Origin of the sequence: Kitasatospora sp. NPDC059160 (genome assembly GCF_042755465.1) — a bacterium.
Taxonomy (GTDB): domain Bacteria; phylum Actinomycetota; class Actinomycetes; order Streptomycetales; family Streptomycetaceae; genus Kitasatospora.
On sequence record NZ_JBHZCN010000082.1, the window covers coordinates 1 to 18,125 of the forward strand.

14 protein-coding genes are annotated in these 18,125 nt (G+C 74.6%); 6 read left to right on the plus strand and 8 right to left on the minus strand.

What is annotated here, in order from left to right; translation table 11 throughout:
• Positions 1-169: 169 nt before the first annotated feature.
• A complete protein-coding gene (locus ACFXOZ_RS29850; RefSeq protein ID WP_375888585.1) occupies positions 170-700 on the minus strand; it encodes a hypothetical protein in 531 nt (176 codons plus the stop codon).
• 93 nt (positions 701-793) lie between these two features.
• Positions 794-2,158, minus strand: coding sequence for an MFS transporter (locus ACFXOZ_RS29855; RefSeq protein WP_380593343.1), 1,365 nt, complete (start codon positions 2,156-2,158; stop codon positions 794-796).
• Positions 2,159-2,742: 584 nt separating this feature from the next.
• Here ACFXOZ_RS29855 and ACFXOZ_RS29860 point away from each other — a divergent pair.
• Complete coding sequence (locus ACFXOZ_RS29860; RefSeq protein WP_375888854.1) at positions 2,743-3,624, plus strand: DUF3027 domain-containing protein; 882 nt, start codon at positions 2,743-2,745, stop codon at positions 3,622-3,624.
• A gap of 467 nt (positions 3,625-4,091) precedes the next feature.
• Positions 4,092-7,388: a sacsin N-terminal ATP-binding-like domain-containing protein gene (locus tag ACFXOZ_RS29865; protein WP_380526272.1), complete on the plus strand. Its 3,297-nt coding sequence runs from the start codon at positions 4,092-4,094 to the stop codon at positions 7,386-7,388.
• Between the two features lie 2 nt (positions 7,389-7,390).
• On the opposite strand, the gene ACFXOZ_RS29870 is transcribed toward ACFXOZ_RS29865, so the two are convergent.
• From ACFXOZ_RS29870 to ACFXOZ_RS29880, 3 genes are read right to left on the minus strand one after another with little or no spacing between them, the layout of a single operon-like run.
• The gene (locus tag ACFXOZ_RS29870) at positions 7,391-7,600 is read right to left on the minus strand and encodes a hypothetical protein (RefSeq protein WP_380526270.1); all 210 of its coding nucleotides are present in this window, start codon (positions 7,598-7,600) and stop codon (positions 7,391-7,393) included.
• A gap of 56 nt (positions 7,601-7,656) precedes the next feature.
• Positions 7,657-10,116, minus strand: a complete 2,460-nt coding sequence (locus ACFXOZ_RS29875; protein ID WP_375888576.1) for an HAD-IC family P-type ATPase — start codon at positions 10,114-10,116, stop codon at positions 7,657-7,659.
• Between the two features lie 52 nt (positions 10,117-10,168).
• Entirely contained in the window at positions 10,169-10,492 is a 324-nt protein-coding gene (locus ACFXOZ_RS29880) for a DUF2530 domain-containing protein (RefSeq protein ID WP_375888574.1), read from the minus strand.
• 203 nt (positions 10,493-10,695) lie between these two features.
• Between ACFXOZ_RS29880 and ACFXOZ_RS29885 the strand changes: the two genes are divergently transcribed.
• The gene (locus tag ACFXOZ_RS29885; RefSeq protein ID WP_380526266.1) at positions 10,696-12,150 is read left to right on the plus strand and encodes an NCS2 family permease; all 1,455 of its coding nucleotides are present in this window, start codon (positions 10,696-10,698) and stop codon (positions 12,148-12,150) included.
• A 58-nt stretch (positions 12,151-12,208) separates the two neighbouring features.
• Here the strand turns inward: ACFXOZ_RS29885 and ACFXOZ_RS29890 are convergent, their stop codons facing one another.
• Positions 12,209-12,658 carry a VOC family protein gene (locus ACFXOZ_RS29890; RefSeq protein ID WP_380526264.1) on the minus strand — a complete coding sequence of 150 codons (450 nt, stop codon included), beginning with the start codon at positions 12,656-12,658 and terminating at the stop codon, positions 12,209-12,211.
• Between the two features lie 131 nt (positions 12,659-12,789).
• Here ACFXOZ_RS29890 and ACFXOZ_RS29895 point away from each other — a divergent pair, with 131 nt between their 5' ends.
• Together ACFXOZ_RS29895 and ACFXOZ_RS29900 are read left to right on the plus strand one after the other, a co-directional pair.
• Positions 12,790-13,713, plus strand: a complete 924-nt coding sequence (locus tag ACFXOZ_RS29895; RefSeq protein ID WP_375888566.1) for a DUF4231 domain-containing protein — start codon at positions 12,790-12,792, stop codon at positions 13,711-13,713.
• A 194-nt stretch (positions 13,714-13,907) separates the two neighbouring features.
• Entirely contained in the window at positions 13,908-15,617 is a 1,710-nt protein-coding gene (locus ACFXOZ_RS29900) for a hydrogenase maturation protein (RefSeq protein WP_380593333.1), read from the plus strand.
• Positions 15,618-15,765: 148 nt separating this feature from the next.
• On the opposite strand, the gene ACFXOZ_RS29905 is transcribed toward ACFXOZ_RS29900, so the two are convergent.
• The gene (locus ACFXOZ_RS29905; protein ID WP_380533109.1) at positions 15,766-16,596 is read right to left on the minus strand and encodes an MHYT domain-containing protein; all 831 of its coding nucleotides are present in this window, start codon (positions 16,594-16,596) and stop codon (positions 15,766-15,768) included.
• 293 nt (positions 16,597-16,889) lie between these two features.
• On the minus strand, positions 16,890-17,357 hold the full coding sequence (locus ACFXOZ_RS29910; protein WP_375888559.1) for a VOC family protein: 468 nt from the start codon (positions 17,355-17,357) through the stop codon (positions 16,890-16,892).
• A 122-nt stretch (positions 17,358-17,479) separates the two neighbouring features.
• Between ACFXOZ_RS29910 and ACFXOZ_RS29915 the strand changes: the two genes are divergently transcribed.
• Complete coding sequence (locus tag ACFXOZ_RS29915) at positions 17,480-17,914, plus strand: MarR family winged helix-turn-helix transcriptional regulator (RefSeq protein WP_375888556.1); 435 nt, start codon at positions 17,480-17,482, stop codon at positions 17,912-17,914.
• Positions 17,915-18,125: the final 211 nt, after the last annotated feature.

The following is an 18,125-nucleotide window of genomic DNA, read 5'->3' on the forward strand; positions in this document are numbered from 1 at the left end:
GGGTGCAGGGTGCCGCCGGGCAGCGGCAGGTCGGCGGCGCCGCCGGGCAGGCCGCGCAGCACCGCCTCGGCCTCGGCCGGCACCGCGACGACCACGAGCAGCCGGGCCCGTTCGGGGCCCGGCTGCCCGGGGTGCGCTTCGGAGACCTGTGCGGTCATCGCGGGGAGCGTCAGTCGTTCTTGGTGTTCAGCTGGAAGTACCACACCGCGATCGGGCTCTCCGACTTCTTGTCGATCTCGACCACGGTGATCACGGTCTTGCCGCTGGAGTTCAGCACCTTGCCCGCGGTCTGGGAGCCGGAGAAGCTCGGGCCCTGGGCGTAGGAGAACAGGCTGGTCTGCCCGCCCTGGCTGCTGGCGCCACCGTTGCTGGAGGCCCACCAGCCGGTCTTGGCCACGTTCGGGCTGACGCCGACGCCGATCCGGTCGCTCGCCCGCACGTCGGACTGCGGGAGGTCGCCGCTGGCCAGGGCCTGCTTGGCCGCGGTCTGGCACTGGTCCTGCTGGTCGTCGCTCAGCGGGCTGCCGCCGTTCCAGCACAGCGGGTCCGCGACGGTCGACGTGGTGCCGACCTGGAGGGTGGCCCGGTGGGTGTTGTGCTCGGTCTGCCCGGCGGCGATCGCGACGGAGGTGCCCACCGTGGCGGCGCCGACCACGACGACGGCGCCGAGGGCGGCGATGACACGGGTATTGAGGCTCATGCGACAGAATCTACCGGGCCCGGGCGATCACGCGACGCGGGGGTCGGCCACCGCGTGTTGCCCCGTCGTGGAAACCGACCGGTTCAGGCCGTTTCAGGCCACCCTGGGCGCGGCCGGGTGCCGCCGCAGGCCCAGCCGCAGCAGCGAGCGGGCCGTCCACAGCAGCACCAGGCCGACCACCGAGGCGGCGATCGACAGGCCCAGCACCCCGTTCAGCGGCAGCACGATCCCGACCCCGCCGCCGACCACCCAGGACATCTGCATCAGGGTCTCCGAACGGGCGAACGCCGAGGTCCGCACCGCCTCCGGGACGTCCCGCTGGATCAGCGCGTCCAGCGCCAGCTTGCCGAACGAGGCCGCCATCCCGGACACCGCGGCGACCAGAACCACCGTCACCACGCCGTACCAGAGCGCCGCCGCCGCCGTCACACAGGTCGCCAGCAGCAGCATCGCGGTGACCGTCGCCTCCGGGCCCCGGGTGCGCAGCCAGGAGCCCAGCACCGAGCCCAGCGCGTTGCCCGTCCCGGCGGCCAGCGCCACCAGGCCCAGCGCCAGGGTCGGCCGCAGGCCGCCGATCGGGTCGGTGCGCAGCAGGAAGGCCAGGAAGAACACCAGGAAGCCGACCAGCCAGCGCATCCCCGCCATCGCCCGCAGCGCCAGCACCACCGAGGGGCCGACGGTGCGCAGCGAGGCCTTGACCTTCGGGGGCTTGTGGTGGGTCAGGTGCGAGCCGCCGCCCGGGGCCTCGGCGGACACCTCGGCGTGCAGCACGGCCCGCTGCTCGCCCTTCGCCGAGTCCACCGCGTGCGGCAGGTGGAAGGCCATCAGGGTGCCGATCACGAACACCAGGAAGGCGCCGCGCAGCGGCCAGCCGGGCCCGATCAGGTGCAGCAGCCCGCCCACCGCGGCCGCCACCCCGGTGGCCAGCAGCCCGGCCAGGGTGACCCGGGAGTTCGCCTTCACCAGCGACAGCCGGCTCGGCAGCAGCCGGGGCACCACCACGCTGCGCACCACCCCGTACGCCTTGGACGCCACCAGCACGCCCAGCGCCTCCGGGTAGAGCGCGATGCCGCCGCCGGAGATCACCCCGGCCATCGTCCAGGCCAGTACGGCCCGGGCCAGCATCGACATCGCCATGGCGGCCCGGCGGCCGTGCGGCAGCCGGTCCAGCAGCGGGCCGATCACCGGGGCGAGCAGGGCGAACGGCGCCATCGTGATCAGCAGGTAGAGCGCGACCCGGCCGCGGGCCTCGCCGGTGGGGACCGAGAAGAAGATGGTGGAGGCCAGCGCGATGGTGATCAGCATGTCGCCGAAGGAGTTCAGCGCGTGCAGCTCGATCAGCTTCGCCAGGCCGGACTCGCCCGCGCCCTCGGCCGAGGTGGCCCGGCGGATCCGGCGGCCGGTGCCGTGCACCAGCTTGCCGGTGCGCAGGCCGGCGGCGGAGGCGGTGCGGACCAGGAAGGGGCGGTGGGGCTCGGGGGCGTCCTCGTCGGCTTCCTCGGCGGCTCCCGCGACCGCTTCCGTGACGGTTTCCTCGTCGGCGCCCGTGACGGCTTCCGTGACGGGGCGGTCGGGCTTCTCCAGGTCGACCCGGTCGGCTGCGGACGGCCCGCCGCCCGCCACCGGCCGCGGTTCGCCCGCATCGGGGAGGGGAGACTGTTGTCGCGGCGCGGCCTGCGTCTCGTCGGGGCTGCCGGCCTGCGAGGGGCGCAGTGCGTGCTGCGACGGGTTTTCGTCCGCCACAAGCCCATCCTGCCCCAGATTCGCCGGGGTGACGCGGGATTCGGCTCCGCTCGGCGCGGCCTCCGGAAGGCTCGGCTCCGCCCCGGACTGTGCCGGGGCGCCGACCGGCGGGTAGCCTGCCCCAAGGTCCGCCCGCGTGGGCGCCGGGGCGCCGGCAGGCCGGACGGGCGGCGCGGTCGGTACCCGTGGCGGCCCCAGGTCGCGCAGAATGGACGCGGGACTACCGAGCCGCGACGGAGAAGGCAACACGCCGTGGGCGACAGAAGAACTGGGAGAGAATCGACGCCGTGAGTGCTGCGATGCGAAGCCGTACCCCCGACCGGCTCTGTGCCGACGCCGTCGAACTCGCCCGCCAGGCTGCCGAGGAGGCCGTCGGGCCCGAGGCCGTCGGCCCGCACCTCGGTGCGCAGGCGGACGCCGACCGCGTCGTCACCCACAGCTTCGAGTGCCTGGACGCGGCCTACCGCGGCTGGCACTGGGCGGTCACCGTCGCCCGGGCCCCGCGCGCGAAGAACGTGACCGTGGACGAGGTCGTGCTGCTGCCCGGCCCCGACGCGGTGCTCGCGCCGGAGTGGGTGCCGTGGAGCGAGCGGCTGCGCCCGGGCGACATGGGCCCCGGCGACCTGCTGCCCACCGGCGCCGACGACGCCCGGCTTGAGCCGGGCTGGACCGGCGAGGACGAGCCCGCGCCGAACTCCGCCGTCGCCCTGGCCGCCGAGGAGGACGTGGTCCTCAGCGACCCGCACGTCCAGCCCGCGCCGGCCCGCGCCCGGATCAACGCCGTCGCCGAGGAGCTCGGCCTGGGCCGCAGCAGGGTCCTCTCCCGGCTCGGCCTGCACCTGGCCGCCGACCGCTGGGAGAAGGCCCACGGCTCGCAGACCCCGATGGCGCAGGCCGCCCCGGCGGCGTGCGGCAGCTGCGGCTTCCTGATCACGATCGGCGGCTCGCTCGGACAGGCCTTCGGCGTGTGCGGCAACGAGTTCGGCCCGGCCGACGGCCAGATCGTCTCCTTCGCGTACGGCTGCGGCGGGCACTCCGAGGCGGCCGTCATCCCGGCCCCGCCGGCGCCGTCCGAGCTGATCCTGGACGAGCTGGTGGTCGAGCCGCTGCAGCTCCACCCGGACCGGACCTCCGGCTCGGTCGAGCCGGACGCCCCGGCCGAGGAGCTCGGCCACTCCTGACGTTCCCCGTCCGCGGCCCGTCCCACTGAACCGGTGGGGCGGGCCGCGACGTTGTTGCCGGTAGGGGCGCCCGCCGGTGGCGGGGCCCCGCCCGCCTGCCGTCCGTGGGGACTCCCCCCAGCCCACGGGCGGCAGCAGGGCGGGCCGTCGGGCCCCGGCAGTGGGGTGCCGGCCCGGCGGTTCCGCCCCCTCCGACCCCCTCGGCCTCCCTCCGGTCCCCTCGGCCTTTCTCCGCTTTCGCCGGCCCGCTCCGCCCTCCGCCGGCTCCCGTGGTGCTCCTGGTCCCCCTGGGACGGGAGTGGCGGACCGTGCGGCCGGACGGTCCGCCGCCGACCGGCCCCCGCCTGCGGATTCCCGCGCCCGGCCGGGCCCTGCGCCGCCCCCGGACCGGGCGGTGGTCGGGAGCAGTCGGTGGGGCAGGGAAGAATGCCCTACGACGTACAGGGCGGCGGAAGGTGGCAGGTCCCGTGGAACCTCGGATCATCGGCAGCGGCACGGACGAGCACCTCGCGGACCCGTTCGGGAGCGCCGCGCTGCGCCGGCGGGTGCTGGACGCCTGGGCCGCCTCCCCGGCCCGGTTCCGGGAGGACGCCAACGCCGAGGAGGAGCTGGCGCTCGGCGGCTACCGCGACCGCCTGGTGGTCGAGTTGGCGCAGAACGCGGCCGACGCCGCGGTCCGGGCCGGGCGCGGCCCCGGGCGGCTGCGGCTGACCCTGGCCGACGGCGTGCTCGCCGCCGCCAACACCGGCGCCCCGCTGGACGCGGCGGCCGTCGAGTCGCTGTCCACCCTGCGCGCCTCCTCCAAGCGCGGCGAGGAGCCCGCCGTCGGCCGGTTCGGGGTCGGCTTCGCCGCCGTCCTCGCCGTCACCGACGAGCCCGCCGTGCTCGGTGCTGCCGGCGGGGTGCGCTGGTCGCTGGGCGAGGCCCGCTCGCTCGCCGAGGCGCAGCCCGCGCTGGCCGACGAACTGCGCCGCCGGGACGGCCACGTGCCGCTGCTGCGGCTGCCCTTCGCCGCCGAGGGCCCGGCCCCGGACGGCTACGACACCGTGGTGGTGCTGCCGCTGCGCGACGCCGCCGCCGAAGACCTGACCCGCCGTCTGCTGACCGCCGTCGACGACGCCCTGCTGCTCACCCTGCCCGGCCTGTCCGAGGTCGTGGTGGAGACTCCGGAGGGCACCCGCACGCTCACCCGCAGCGCCGCCGAGCCCCGCCCGGACGGCGTCACCGAGGTGACCGTCACCGACGACGGGGGCGGCCGGCTGCGGCGCACCCTCTGGCAGACCGCCGGCGCCACCGGCCGGCTGGCCGCCGAACTGCTCACCGACCGGCCCACCGAGGAGCGCGCCCGCCCGTACTGGACGGTGACCTGGGCCGTCCCGGTCGAGGAGGACGGCACTCCGCAGCGGCCCGCCATCGCGCCGGTGCTGCACGCGCCCACCCCCAGCGACGAGCCGATCGGCCTGCCCGCGCTGCTGATCGCCTCCTACCCGCTGGACTCCACCCGCCGGCACATCGCCCCCGGCGCGCTCACCGACTTCCTCACCGAGCGCGCCGCCGACAGCTACACCGACCTGCTGCGCGCCCGCGGCGCCGACCTCGGCTCGCTCGGCCTCGTCCCCGGGCCGCTCGGGCAGGGCGCGCTGGACAACGCGCTGCGCGCGGCGGTGCTCTCCCGGCTGCCCGGCACGCCGTTCCTGCCGCACCCCGGCGGCGTCGAGGAGGGCACGCCCGCGCTGCGGCCGCGCGACGCCACGCTGCTGGAGGGCGCGGACGGCTCGGTGGTGGAGGCGCTCGCGCCGATCTTCCCCGGCCTGCTGCCGGCCGGACTGGAGCGCCGCACCGAGCTGCGGGTGCTGAACGTGCGCCGGGTGCCGCTGGCCGACGTGGTCGACCAGCTCGGCGGGCTGGACCGCGACCCGGCCTGGTGGCGCAACCTGTACGCGGCGCTCGGCGCGGCCGACCCGGAGGCGCTCGGCGCGCTGCCCGTGCCGCTCGCCGACGGACGGACCGTCACCGGGCCCCGGCGGGTCCTGCTGCCCTCCGAGGACGCCGACTGGGCGGCCTTCCCCGGCTACCCCGAGTCGCTGGCCGGGGCACTCGCCGCGCTCGACCTGCGGCTGGCCCACCCCGAGGCCGCCCACCCGCTGCTGGCCAAGCTGGGCGCCGGCACCGCCACCCCGGCCGGGGTGCTGGACACCCCCGAGGTGCGGGCCGCCGTCGCCCGCTCCTACGAGCTGGCCGACGACGACCTGGACGCCGCGCTGGAGCTGGCCGACGCCGTCCTGGCCCTGGTGAAGGCCGCCGCCCCGGCCGTCGGCGAGCACCCCTGGCTGGCCCGGCTGGCGCTGCTGGACGACGAGGGCGAGCCCGCCCGGGCGGGCGAACTGGTGCTGCCCGACAGCCCGTTCGCGGCGCTCGCCCGCGAGGAGGACGCCGGCTGGGTGGACGACGAGCTGCTGGAGCGCTGGGGCCCCGAGGTGCTGGCCGCCGTCGGCGTGCTGGCCGACTTCGTGCTGGTGCGCGCCGAGGACGTGGTGCTCGACCCGGACGACCTGGAGCGGCTCGACCCGACCGCGCCCGCCGACCGGGCGGCCGGCGGGCACCCCACCGGGCTGCTGGACGAGGCCCCCGACGGGCTCGCCGAGTGGGCCGAGGACGCCCTGGAGGCGCTGAACGCCGACGAGGTGCTCGGGGTCCCGCCCGTGGCCGCCGAACTGCTGGCCGTGCGCGACCTCGACCTGGTGGACGACGACGCCTGGCCCGAGGCGCTCGCCGCGCTCGCCCGCCCGCCGTACCGGGAGGCCGTGGTCAACCCGGTGCGCACCCTGCTGCCCGACGGCAGCTACGCCGACCTCCCGCCGTACACCGCGTGGTGGCTGCGCGACCACCCGGTGCTGGGCGGCCGCGAGCCGGCCGGGCTGCGCGCCGCCGGGGCCGACCCGCTGCTGCGCGGCCTGTACGACGAGGCCCGCACCACCCTGGACGACCAGTTCCTGCACGCGCTCGGGGTGCGCACCACGCTGGCCGCGCTGCTCGCCGAGCCGCACGGCCCGGACGAGGCGCTGGACCGGCTCACCGACCCGGCCGCCGAGGTCGGCCACCGCCAACTGCACGGCATCCACAGCGCGTTGGCCCGGGTCGACCGGGACCGGATCGAACCGCTCGACGTGGTACGGGCGTTGCCGCCGCTGGACCCGGCCACCGGGCGCCGCCCGGACCACACGGTGGTGGTGGACGCCACCGAGGCGGTCGTCGCGGACGCCCCCGACCTGGTCCAACTCCTGCACCCGTACCCGCTGCTGCCGGTCGCCCCGGCGCTCGCCGCGGACCTCGCCGAGCGGCTGCACGTGTCGCTGGCCAGCGAGGTGGCCGGCGGGCGGGTGCTCTCCGAGGGCGTGCTGCACCGGGTCCCCGCCGTGGTGCGGGAGCTGCTGCCCGGCTGCCCGGTCGCCTACGAGGAGCACGAGGAGCTGCTGGTGGTCGGCCCGGACGGCGGCGAGGCCTCCGTCGACTGGCGCTGGGACCACGCGGCGGACGCCCCGGAGCCGCCGTACGACCCGGAGCTGGCCGAAGCCGGCGACGAGGACGACGAGTTCGAGGTCCCGCCGGTGCCCGGGCTGCTGCACGCCGCCACCCCGGAGGGCCTGGCGGCCGGGCTCGCCTGGTCGGTCGGCCAGTGGCACCGGCGCTTCGAGGTGCTGGCCGCGCTCAGCGAGCCGGACCGGGCGTACGAGCTGTCCGCGGCCCGGGACTTCGAGGGCTGAGTTCAGCGGTCGCGCGGCCTGAGCCGCAGGTAGACGGTGGTGGTAACGGTCAGCCAGACCGCGCCGAGCGTCACCACCGCCGCCGTCTTCACCGCGGGCGTCGGCCGGACCGTCAGGCCGACGCCCGCCATCGCCAGCGCCGCCAGCCCGGCGGCCAGCAGCCCGCCCAGGAAGGCGATGAACGCCTCCAGATCCCCGCCCCTGCGTGCCATCGGGCACCCCCTCTCGGGGAAATGCTAAGGGTGCCGACGGGGGCGGGGCGGGCCGGTCACTCCATGCCGCGGCGCTTCATCCAGGCCCAGGCGCACTCCAGGACGATGCCGCAGACCACCGCGATGGCCACGCCCGTCCACGGGTCGCGCTGCCCGACCAGGGAGAGCTCGAAGAAGTTCGACAGGAACGGCACCAGCAGCACCAGCGCGAAGGCGAGGCCCATGGTGCCGATCAGCAGCAGGCGCCACCAGTTGTACGGGCGGGCGACGATGGCGAGCACCCAGATGGCGATCAGGAAGAGCGTCAGGGTGGCCACGCTGGTGTCGGCCCTGAGGTCGGTGGCGTGGTCGGAGCGGGCCAGCGCGTAGGCGACGAAGGTGCCGGTGCCGGCGATCGCGCCGCCCGGGATCGCCAGCCGCAGCACCCGCTTCACGAAGCCGGTGCGGGCCCGCTCGTTGTTGGGGGCGAGGGCGAGGAAGAAGGCCGGCACGCCGATGGTGAGGGTGGACAGCACGGTGGAGTGCCGGGGCAGGAACGGGTACGGCGAGTGGGTGAAGATCACCAGCAGCGCCAGCAGCACCGAGTAGACCGTCTTCACCAGGAACAGGCCCGCGACCCGCTCGATGTTGCCGATCACCCGGCGGCCCTCGGCGACCACCGAGGGCAGGGTCGCGAAGGAGTCGTTCAGCAGCACGATCTGGGCGACCGCCTTGGTGGCGTCCGAGCCGGTGCCCATCGCCACGCCGATGTCGGCGTCCTTGAGCGCCAGCACGTCGTTGACGCCGTCGCCGGTCATCGCCACGGTGTGGCCGCGGGACTGCAGCGCCCCGACCAGCTCGCGCTTCTGCTGCGGGGTGACCCGGCCGAAGACGCTGGTCCGGTCGGCGGTCTCGGCGAGCTGCTCCGGGTCCTTCGGCAGGGTGCGGGCGTCCACCGGGCGGTCCGCGCCGGGCAGCCCGAGGTGGCCGGCCACCGCGCCGACCGAGACCGCCGCGTCGCCGGAGATCACCTTGGCCCGGACGTTCTGGCCCTCGAAGTAGCGCAGGGTCTCAGCGGCGTCCGCGCGCAGCCGCTGCTGGAGCACCACCAGGGCCAGCGGGGTGAGCCCGGCGGCCGGGTCGGGGGAGTCCAGCGGGACGGGCGTGCGGCCCAGCAGCAGCACCCGCAGGCCCTTGGCGCCCAGCTCGTCCACCTCGGCGAGCGCCGGGTGCCCGGCGGGCAGCAGCACGTCCGGGGCGCCGAGCAGCCAGCTGGCCTCGCCGCCCTGGGGCTCCAGCAGCTGCACGCCGCTCCACTTGCGGGCCGAGGAGAAGGGCATCGCCTCGATCACCCGCCAGCCGTGGCCGCCCGGGCCGGCGCCGTCGCCGCGCCCGTACGCGTCGATCACGGCCTGCATGGACGGGTTGGGGCGCGCGTCGGCCCCGGCCATCACGGCGAGCGCGTGCTGGACGGTGTCCCGCTCGGGCGGGGCGGAGCCGCCGTCGGCGATCAGCCGCAGGTCGACGACGTCCATGCCGCCCTCGGTGAGGGTGCCGGTCTTGTCCAGGCAGACGGTGTCCACCCGGGCCAGGCCCTCGATCGCCGGGAGCTCCTGGACCAGGCACTGCTGGCGGCCCAGCCGGATCACGCCGATCGCGAAGGCCACCGAGGTCAGCAGCACCAGGCCCTCGGGGACCATCGGCACGATGCCCGCCACCATCCGGCGCACCGCCTCGCGCCAGTCGCGGCCCTCCACGGCCAGCTGGCTGATGATCAGACCGATCGCGGTGGGGATCAGCAGGTAGGTGATGAACCGCAGGATGCTGTTGATGCCGCTGCGCAGCTCCGACTTCACCAGGGTGAACTTGCTGGCCTCCTCGGCCAGCTGGGCCGCGTAGGCCTCCCGGCCGACCCTGGTGGCGGTGAACGCGCCCGCGCCGGCCACCACGAAGCTGCCGGACATCACCTGGTCGCCGGGCTGCTTGAGGACGGGGTCGGGCTCGCCGGTGAGCAGCGACTCGTCGATCTCCAGGCCGTCCGCCTCGGTCACCTCGCCGTCGACGATCACCTTGTCGCCGATGCCGAGCAGCACGGTGTCGTCCAGGACGATCCCGGAGACGGTGATCTGCTGGACGGCGCCGTCCCGGCGGACCTGCGGTCTGGCCTCGCCGATCAGGGCCAGGCTGTCCAGGGTCTTCTTGGCGCGCAGCTCCTGGAAGATGCCGATCGCCGTGTTGGCGACGATGACCAGCCCGAACAGGCCGTCCTGGATCGGTCCGACGACCAGGATGATCCCGAACATGATGCCGATGATGGCGTTGAAGCGGGTGAAGACGTTGGCCCGGACGATCTCCTCGGTCGACCGGCTGGACCGTACCGGGACGTCGTTGACCTGCCCGTTCGCCACCCGTTCGGCCACCTCGGCGGCCGTCAGGCCGCCGCGCCGGCCGGGCAGCAGCCCGAGCGGGTGCGCTCCGTCGGGATGGTCTCCGCCGGTCGGCTGCTGCTCTTCCGCGGGCTGGGCAGGCTGCGTCATGGCACCGACTCTACGGGCGCCTTATGTCCGGTGCGTGCTACTAAAGGACTATTCAGTCCGACTGGGTGGCAGGGCCGGTGCCGTCCCCGGTGCTGCCACCGGCGCCGCCGTCCGCCTGCGGTGCGGCGGCCTCGGCGGCGCGGCTGCGGGCGATCGCGTCCCGGCGGGCGCGGCAGTACCAGAGGCCGATCAGGCCGAGCAGGCCGCCGGAGAGGCAGATCCACGGCCAGGTGCCGTGGCCGTGGTCGGAGAGGGTGCCCTGGAAGGGGAGCAGGGCGACGAAGGCGACGAACCACAGCACCGTGCCCGCGCCGACGATGGCGACGTCATTGGCCTCCAGCGGAGGGGGCGAGGGGTGCAGCGGCGTCTTGGGCATGGGGCCTAGCGTACGGTGCGCGGGGGCTCCCGGGGCGGTGGGGGCTCCGAGGGGTGCGGCGGGGCGCCAGGTCGGCCAGGGGCGGGCTCTACGCGCGAAGATAGCGCGTGTGCGACCGGGAAACCATACTTGAGGGTCCACGCCCGGCCGCCGTCGCCACGGGCGTTCCCCCCCTCCTCAGCTCCCCCACAGAGGACGCACGCATGCCTGTGGTCCAGCCGACCACCGAGTCGCCCGAACCCGCGGAACCCGCGCCCCCCACCAGCGCCCTGGACCGCTACTTCAAGATCAGCGAGCGCGGCTCCAGCCTGCCGCGCGAGATCCGCGGCGGTGTCGCCACCTTCTTCACCATGGCGTACATCCTGGTGCTGAACCCGATCATCCTGGCCAGCGCCACGGACATGACCGGGGCCCACCTGGACAGCGCCCAGCTGGTCACCGCCACCGCCCTCACCGCGGGTCTCACCACCCTGCTGATGGGCGTGATCGGCAACGTGCCGATCGGCCTGGCCGCCGGACTCGGCGTCAACACCATCGTGGCGCTCCAGCTCGCGCCCAGGATGACCTGGCCGGACGCCATGGGCATGGTGGTGCTGGCCGGCTTCGCGATCATGCTGCTGGTCGCCACCGGCCTGCGCGAGCGGGTCATGAACGCCGTGCCGCTCGGCCTGCGCAAGGCCATCGCGATCGGCATCGGCCTGTTCATCAGCCTGGTCGGCCTGGTCGACTCCGGCTTCGTCAGCCGCATCCCGGACGCCGCCCACACCACCGTCCCGCTGCAGCTCGGCGGCAACGGCCACCTGCTCGGCTTCCCCGTGCTGGTCTTCGTCTTCGGCCTGCTGCTGACCCTGGTCCTGGTCATCCGCAAGGTGCCCGGCGCCATCCTGATCAGCATCGCGGCCTCCACCGTGCTCGCCCTGGTGCTCGACAAGGTCGCCGACGTGCCGGCGCTCAAGTGGGGCCTCACCGTCCCCACCTGGCCAGGCAACCCGGTGGCCGCCCCCGACTTCGGGCTGGTGGGCAAGGTCAGCCTGTTCGGCGGGTTCGAGAAGGTCGGCGTGCTCACCGGCGTGCTGTTCGTCTTCACCGTGCTGATGTCCTGCTTCTTCGACGCGATGGGCACCATCCTCGGCGTCGCCGACGAGGCCCACCTGCTGGACGAGAAGGGCGACCTGCCGGGCATCAACAAGATCCTGATGGTCGACGGCATCGCCACCGCGGCCGGCGGCGCCACCTCCGCCTCCGCCAACACCTGCTTCGTCGAGTCCACGGCCGGCGTCGGCGAGGGCGCCCGCACCGGCTTCGCCTCGATCGTCACCGGCCTGCTCTTCGTGGTGGCGCTGTTCCTCACCCCGCTCGCCACCATGGTCCCCGCCCAGGCCGCCACCCCGGCCCTGGTCACGGTCGGCTTCCTGATCCTGGCCAACTCGATCAAGGAGATCGACTGGGCGGACTACACCATCGCGATCCCGGCCTTCCTGACCATCGTGATGATGCCGTTCACCTACTCCATCACCAACGGCATCGGCTTCGGCTTCATCGCCTTCTGCGTGCTGCGCCTGGCCGCCGGCCGCGGCCGCAGCGTCCCGGTGCCGCTCTACGCGGTGGCGGCGGTCTTCGCCTTCTACTACCTGATGCCGGCCTTCGGCCTGCTCTGACGGCCGCCCGGCCCGTAGGGCCCTCCCCGCCACGTGCGGGGAGGGCCCTACGGCTTTCTCAGTGCACGCAGAACTCGTTGCCCTCCGGATCGTGCATGACCGTCCAGGCGCCGCCGGGCTCGGCGACCTCGTGCAGGACGGCGGCGCCGAGGGCTTCGAGGCGGGTGACGGTGGCCGCGCGCTCGCCCGGGCCGGGGTGGACGTCGAGGTGGAGGCGGTTCTTGCCCTCCTTGGGCTCCGGGACGGCCTGGAACAGGATCCGGCGGCCGAGGCCGGTGTCCGAGGCGGGGTCGTACGGGTCGTCCGGGTGGCGGACGGCGGCGAGGGTGCGCCAGGCGGGGCGGCCGTCGGCCTCGGTGAGGGCGTCCGGGGTGATCGCGCCGGCCTCCAGCAGGCGGGCGATCAGGGCGGTGTGGTCCTCGACGGTGTAGTCGAGGGCGGCGCCCCAGAAGGCGGCCTGGCGGTGCGGGTCGGTGCAGTCGATGACGAGCTTCCAGTGCAGCGGCATGTAACCGGTTCTACCGGTTACCGGCCGGGGGTGGCAATCACCGGCGGTCGGAAGGTGTCAAAAAGGCGACCGTGTAGGGCAGTTGGCGGCGGGAATACTGGCTGGACGGAGACGGGGAGGGGACTCGACCGATGGTGCAACAGGATCCGCCCGGGGGCGTCGAGGCGCGACTGCTGCCGGAACTGTTCTGGCGGGCGGACAAGGCCTCGCTGGACGGACAGCGCGAGACGCTCCGCTGGCACCGTGGACTGATCGCCATGCTGGTGGTCGCCGCGCTGATCGGCTCGCTCCCGGGCCCGGACCACAAGGGCGACGGCGATATCAAGCCACTGTTCTCGGTGGCCGCCTTCCTGATCGCCGGCTACTTCTGGTCCCGGCTGCGCCGCGGCAACCCGCAGGGCCGGTGGTACGAGGCGCGGGCGGCGGCCGAGTCGGTCAAGACGCTCGCCTGGAAGTACAGCGTGCGGGCCCGGCCGTTCGGCGGCGAGGCCGACTCGCCGGACGCCGACCGCGGCTACCTGCTCCAGGTCGAGGACGTGCTGCGGGCCTTCGAGGACCCGGAGATCGTGCCGCCCGGCAGCGTCCCGGAGATCACCGAGGAGATGCGCCGCTCCCGGGCCGGCAGCCTCACCGCCCGGCGCACCCTCTACCTGCGCACCCGGGTCGAGAGCCAGCGGACCTGGTACCGCTCCCGGGCCGAGTCCTGCGAGTCCCAGGCGGTCTCCTGGGGGCTCGGCATCGCGACGCTGATCATCATCGGTGCCGCCGCGGCGATCGCCCAGGCCACCGGCGCCCTGGAAGTGCACATCTTCGGGGCCAGCTCGGCCGCGGCCGCCGCGATCATCGCCTGGACCCAGCTCAAGCAGCTGCGCCCGCTGGCCGCCGCCTACCAACTGGCCGCGCGCGAGCTGGAGAACGTCGGCAACCAGCTCTCCGACCTCGACCTCAAGACGCCGGACGCCGAGGAGCGCTGGGCCCGGCTGGCCGCCGAGGCCGAGGACGCCGTCTCCCGCGAGCACACCACCTGGCGGGCCCGCCGGGCCTTCCCCCGGTAGCTCCGGCCGGACGGCGCGCCAGTCCAACTCCGGGGAGGGGCTGGGGAGATCCGGCGAAGCGGGGCCACGCCGGGGGCACAGGTGTGCGGGGAGGGTGAGAGTGGGGCGCCGAGGCACGGAACGTGACCATTACGTGTCCATGCCGTGGTTTCATCGCCTCCGCGCGACCCGCAGTCCCTGCCCGGAGGCCCCCTGTGCGCATTCTCCTGATCGCCACCGCGTTCAACAGCCTGACCCAGCGCGTCCACACCGAGCTGCGCGAGCGCGGCCACCAGGTCGCCGTCCAACTCGCCCTCGGCGACGAGCAGATGCGAGAGGCGGTGGCCCGGGTCGACCCGGAGCTGATCGTCTGCCCGATGCTCACCAAGGCCGTCCCGGCGGACATCTGGTCCACCCGGACGGTCCTGATCGTGCACCCGGGCCCGAAGGGCGACCGCGGCCCCTCCTCGCTCGACTGGGCGATCACCGAGTCCGCCCGGCACTGGGGCGTCACCGTGCTGCAGGCCGTCGAGGAGATGGACGCCGGCGACATCTGGGCCTGCGTCGAGTTCCCTGTCCCCGACCGCGGCAAGAGCGAGCTGTACCGGGGCGAGGTCGCGGACGCCGCCGTCGAGGCCGTCCTGCTGGCCGTCCAGCGGTACGAGGGCGGGCTGTTCACCCCCGAACCGCTCGACTACGCCCGCCCCGACGTACGCGGCGAACTGCGGCCCCTGCTGCGCCAGGAGACGCGCCGGATCGACTGGCAGCAGGACGACACCGCCACCGTGCTGCGCAAGCTGCGCGCCGCCGACTCCCAGCCCGGCGTGCTGGACGAGCTGTACGGGCAGGAGTTCTTCCTGCACGGCGGCCACCCCGAGGACGAACTGCGCGGCCCCGAGCCCGGCGCCGTGCTCGCCACCCGGGATGGCGCGATCTGCCGGGCCACCGTGGACGGCGCGGTCTGGATCCCCCAGCTGCGCCCGCGCCGCACCCCGGGCGGGCCGGTCACCTTCAAGCTGCCCGCCGCCACGGTGCTCGCCGACGAGCTGCACCGGGTCCGCGAGGTGCCGGTGACCCCGGAGCAGGCCGCCCGCCGGGACACCTGGTCGGAGCTGCGCTACCACGAGGACGGCGAGGTCGGCTTCCTCGAATTCGCCTACGCCGGCGGGGCGATGGGCACCGAGCAGTGCCGCCGGCTGCTGGCCGCCTACCGCGCGGCCGCCGACCGGCCCACCTCGGTGCTGGTGCTGGGCGCGCCCCGGGACTTCTACTCCAACGGGATCCACCTCAACGTCATCGAGGGCTCGGCCTTCCCGGCGCTGGAGTCCTGGGAGAACATCAACGCGATGGACGACCTGGTCGAGGCGGTCCTGACCACCGACGACAAGCTGACCGTCGCCGCGCTGGCCGGCAACGCGGCGGCCGGCGGACTGATGCTGGCCCTGGCCGCCGACGAGGTGTGGTGCCGGGAGTCGGCGGTGCTCAACCCGCACTACCGGCTGATGGGCCTGTACGGCTCCGAGTACTGGACGTACACCCTGCCCGCCCGGGTCGGCGCCGAGCAGGCCGAGCGGCTCACCACCGAGGCGCTGCCGGTCGGGGCCGCGCACGCCCGCCGGATCGGCCTGGTGGACCGCACGGCCGGCGGGGACGCGGCGGAGTTCCGCCGCTGGACGGCCCGGGAGGCCGCCCGGCTGGCCGGCTCGCCGGAGCTCACCGGGCGGCTGGTGGACAAGAAGCGCCGCCGCGCCGAGGACGAGGAGGCGAAGCCGCTGGCCGCGTACCGGGCGGAGGAACTGCGCCGGATGCACGGCAACTTCTACCGGGCGGGCGAGCCGTACCACGCGCTGCGGCGGGACTTCGTGCGCAAGGCCTGCCCGGCGGCCACGCCGGAGCACCTGACGGGGCTGCTCGGTCGGCCCTGAACCCCGGTGCGGCGGTGGGGCGGTGGCCGCCGGCGCGGCGGTGAGGCGGTGACGCCCGGCCGGGGTGGGGGACCCGGCCGGACGTCCGTCGTGGGGCCGCCCGCGACTCGGCGCGGCGGCCCGGCTCGGCGCCGGGCGGCGGTGCCGCTCAGCGGCGGCTGCCGGCGGTGCGGCTCAGCGGCTGCCGCTGCGGCGGGACGCGGGGCGTCCGCGGGGGCAGCGGGGCGGCCGGGCCGACCAGCAGCGGCTGGGTGCTGGGCTTGCTCGGGGAGACGGCGAAGGCCAGCGAGCCGAAGAACACGTAGCAGCCGAGCCCGACCCCGAGCGGGAAGATGAACTGCAGTGCCATCACCCCGCCCTGGGTCGAGTGCGAGGCGTCGAGGCGGACCGAGAGCGCCGCCATGCCGGTGTAGTGCATCGCGCAGACCGCCACGCCCATCACCGGCGCCGCCGCCAGCACCGCGAGGGTGCCGCGGATGTTCAGCGCGGCCCAGAGCGCGGCCGTGGCGGCGAACACCGCGATGCCGATCGAGAGCCCGACGGTGACGTGGTCGTAGCCGAGCCGGCCGGGCAGCACCATCGCGGCCATGCCCAGGTAGTGCATCGCGGCGACCCCGAGCCCGGTGGTCAGTCCGCCGACCAGCAGGGACAGCACGGGGTGGCCCCGCCAGTACCCGACGGTGAACAGCCCGATGCCGACCACCGCGACCGCGACCAGCAGGCTGAGCACGGTGAGCCCCGGCTGGTAGGTGATCTCGGCGCCGGTGACGGAGAAGCCGAGCATCGCGATGAAGTGCATGGACCAGATGCCGGCGCCGAGCGAGGTCGAGGCGAAGAGCAGCCAGACGGCGCGGCTGCGGCCCGTCGAGACCAGTGCCCAGCGGGCGCTGCGCAGGGCGACGAAGGCACCGAGGCAGGCGACGAAGTACGAGACCGCCGGTGTCACCCAGCCGTGGTCGGCATGATGGATCTCACCCAATTGAGCTCCCTGGACGAGGGGTTGAGGGCGCCAGGGTTCGGGCGGAGGCGGCCGACGGGGGACCGGGAACGGGTGGGACGCGCGCGCAGACGGGCACGGAGGGGGCTCCGCCGAGGGGAGACCTGGCGTGGTGATGCCCCTGACAACCCGGGACAGTAACCACTGCCCGGTGGTCGCACAAGGTTCGCGCTTTTCGTGAAGTCCCAGGTCAGGAAGGACCTTTACGCGGTCTGCAAGATCTCGGCACCAAGCCCTGACACCGCCTGCGCACGGCCTCCGGGCGGCTTGGTGCGTTACTCCAGCGGGGCCAGCCCGAACGGGTGCCCGGCCGGGTCGATCAGCACCTTGAGCGTGCGGCCGTGCTGGTAGCTCGGCTCGGTCGCGCCGAGCGCGAGGGCCTTCGCGGTGGACTCCTCCAGGTCGTCCACGTAGAAGTCGAGGTGGAAGTGCTTGCTGCCGTCCGGCTCGGTCCACGGCTCCGGGCGGTAGCCCGTCACCCGGCCGAAGCCCAGCGGGCTGCCGCCCTCCGGGTTGTCCAGGATCGCGAAGCGCTCGTCCACGTGACGGGTCTCCCAGCCCAGCAGCTCGCCGTAGAACGAGGCCAGCGCGACCGGGTCGGCGCAGTCGATGGTGACCATGGCGAGCCGGGCGAAGCCGGAGTCGTCCGGCGCGGACTGCACGGACTGCGCCGATCGCTCGGACTGCGCCGGCCGCACGGACTGTGCGGATTGCGCGGGTTGCTCGGAGGCGAGGTCGGACATGTCTGGTCGGCCCTTCCGGGAGGCGGGAACGATCACCCCTCACCAATATGGCACCGGGCCGATCCTCCGGCGCGGTGGGAACCCGTTTTTCTTTAGCGAGAGTAATGACGTAAGCTAAAGAGATGCCCGAGATGTCCGAGCCGGACCTCGCAGCGATCTCACAGCTGCGGTCGTCCACGATGCGCCTCTCCCGACGACTCAAACACCAACGGGTGGAGGAGTCGCTGAGTCCCACCGAGATGGGAGTGCTGGGCACCCTCGCCCGGTGCGGGAAGGCGACGCCGGGTGAGCTCGCCCGGAAGGAGCACGTGCAGCCTCCTTCGATGACCAGGATCGTCGCGATGCTGGAGGAGAAGGGGCTGGTGCGGCGCGAGCCGCACCCCGAGGACCGCCGCCAGGTGGTCGTCAGCAGCACCGAGCAGGCCGAGACGATCCTCGCGGAGAGTCGTCGGCGCCGAAACGTCTGGCTCGCCGAGCTCGCCCAAGGGCTCGACGACGAGGAATGGGCCGTCCTCAGGGAAGCCGCGCCCGTGCTCTACAAGCTCGCCCACCTGTAACTCGTACAGATCGAGGCACACCGACCCCGGCCGGCCGCCGGGAGGAGAAGGAGCCCGCATCACCGCAGGACCGACCACCGTTACCAGGAGCGGGGCGGCCCCCCCCCCGGCCCGCGCGCCCCGAGGGGGGACCACCCAGACACCGCCCGCGCGCCCCACCGCCCCCCCCCGGAAACACCACCCCCACCAAAAACCCCCCACCGGCCGCCCC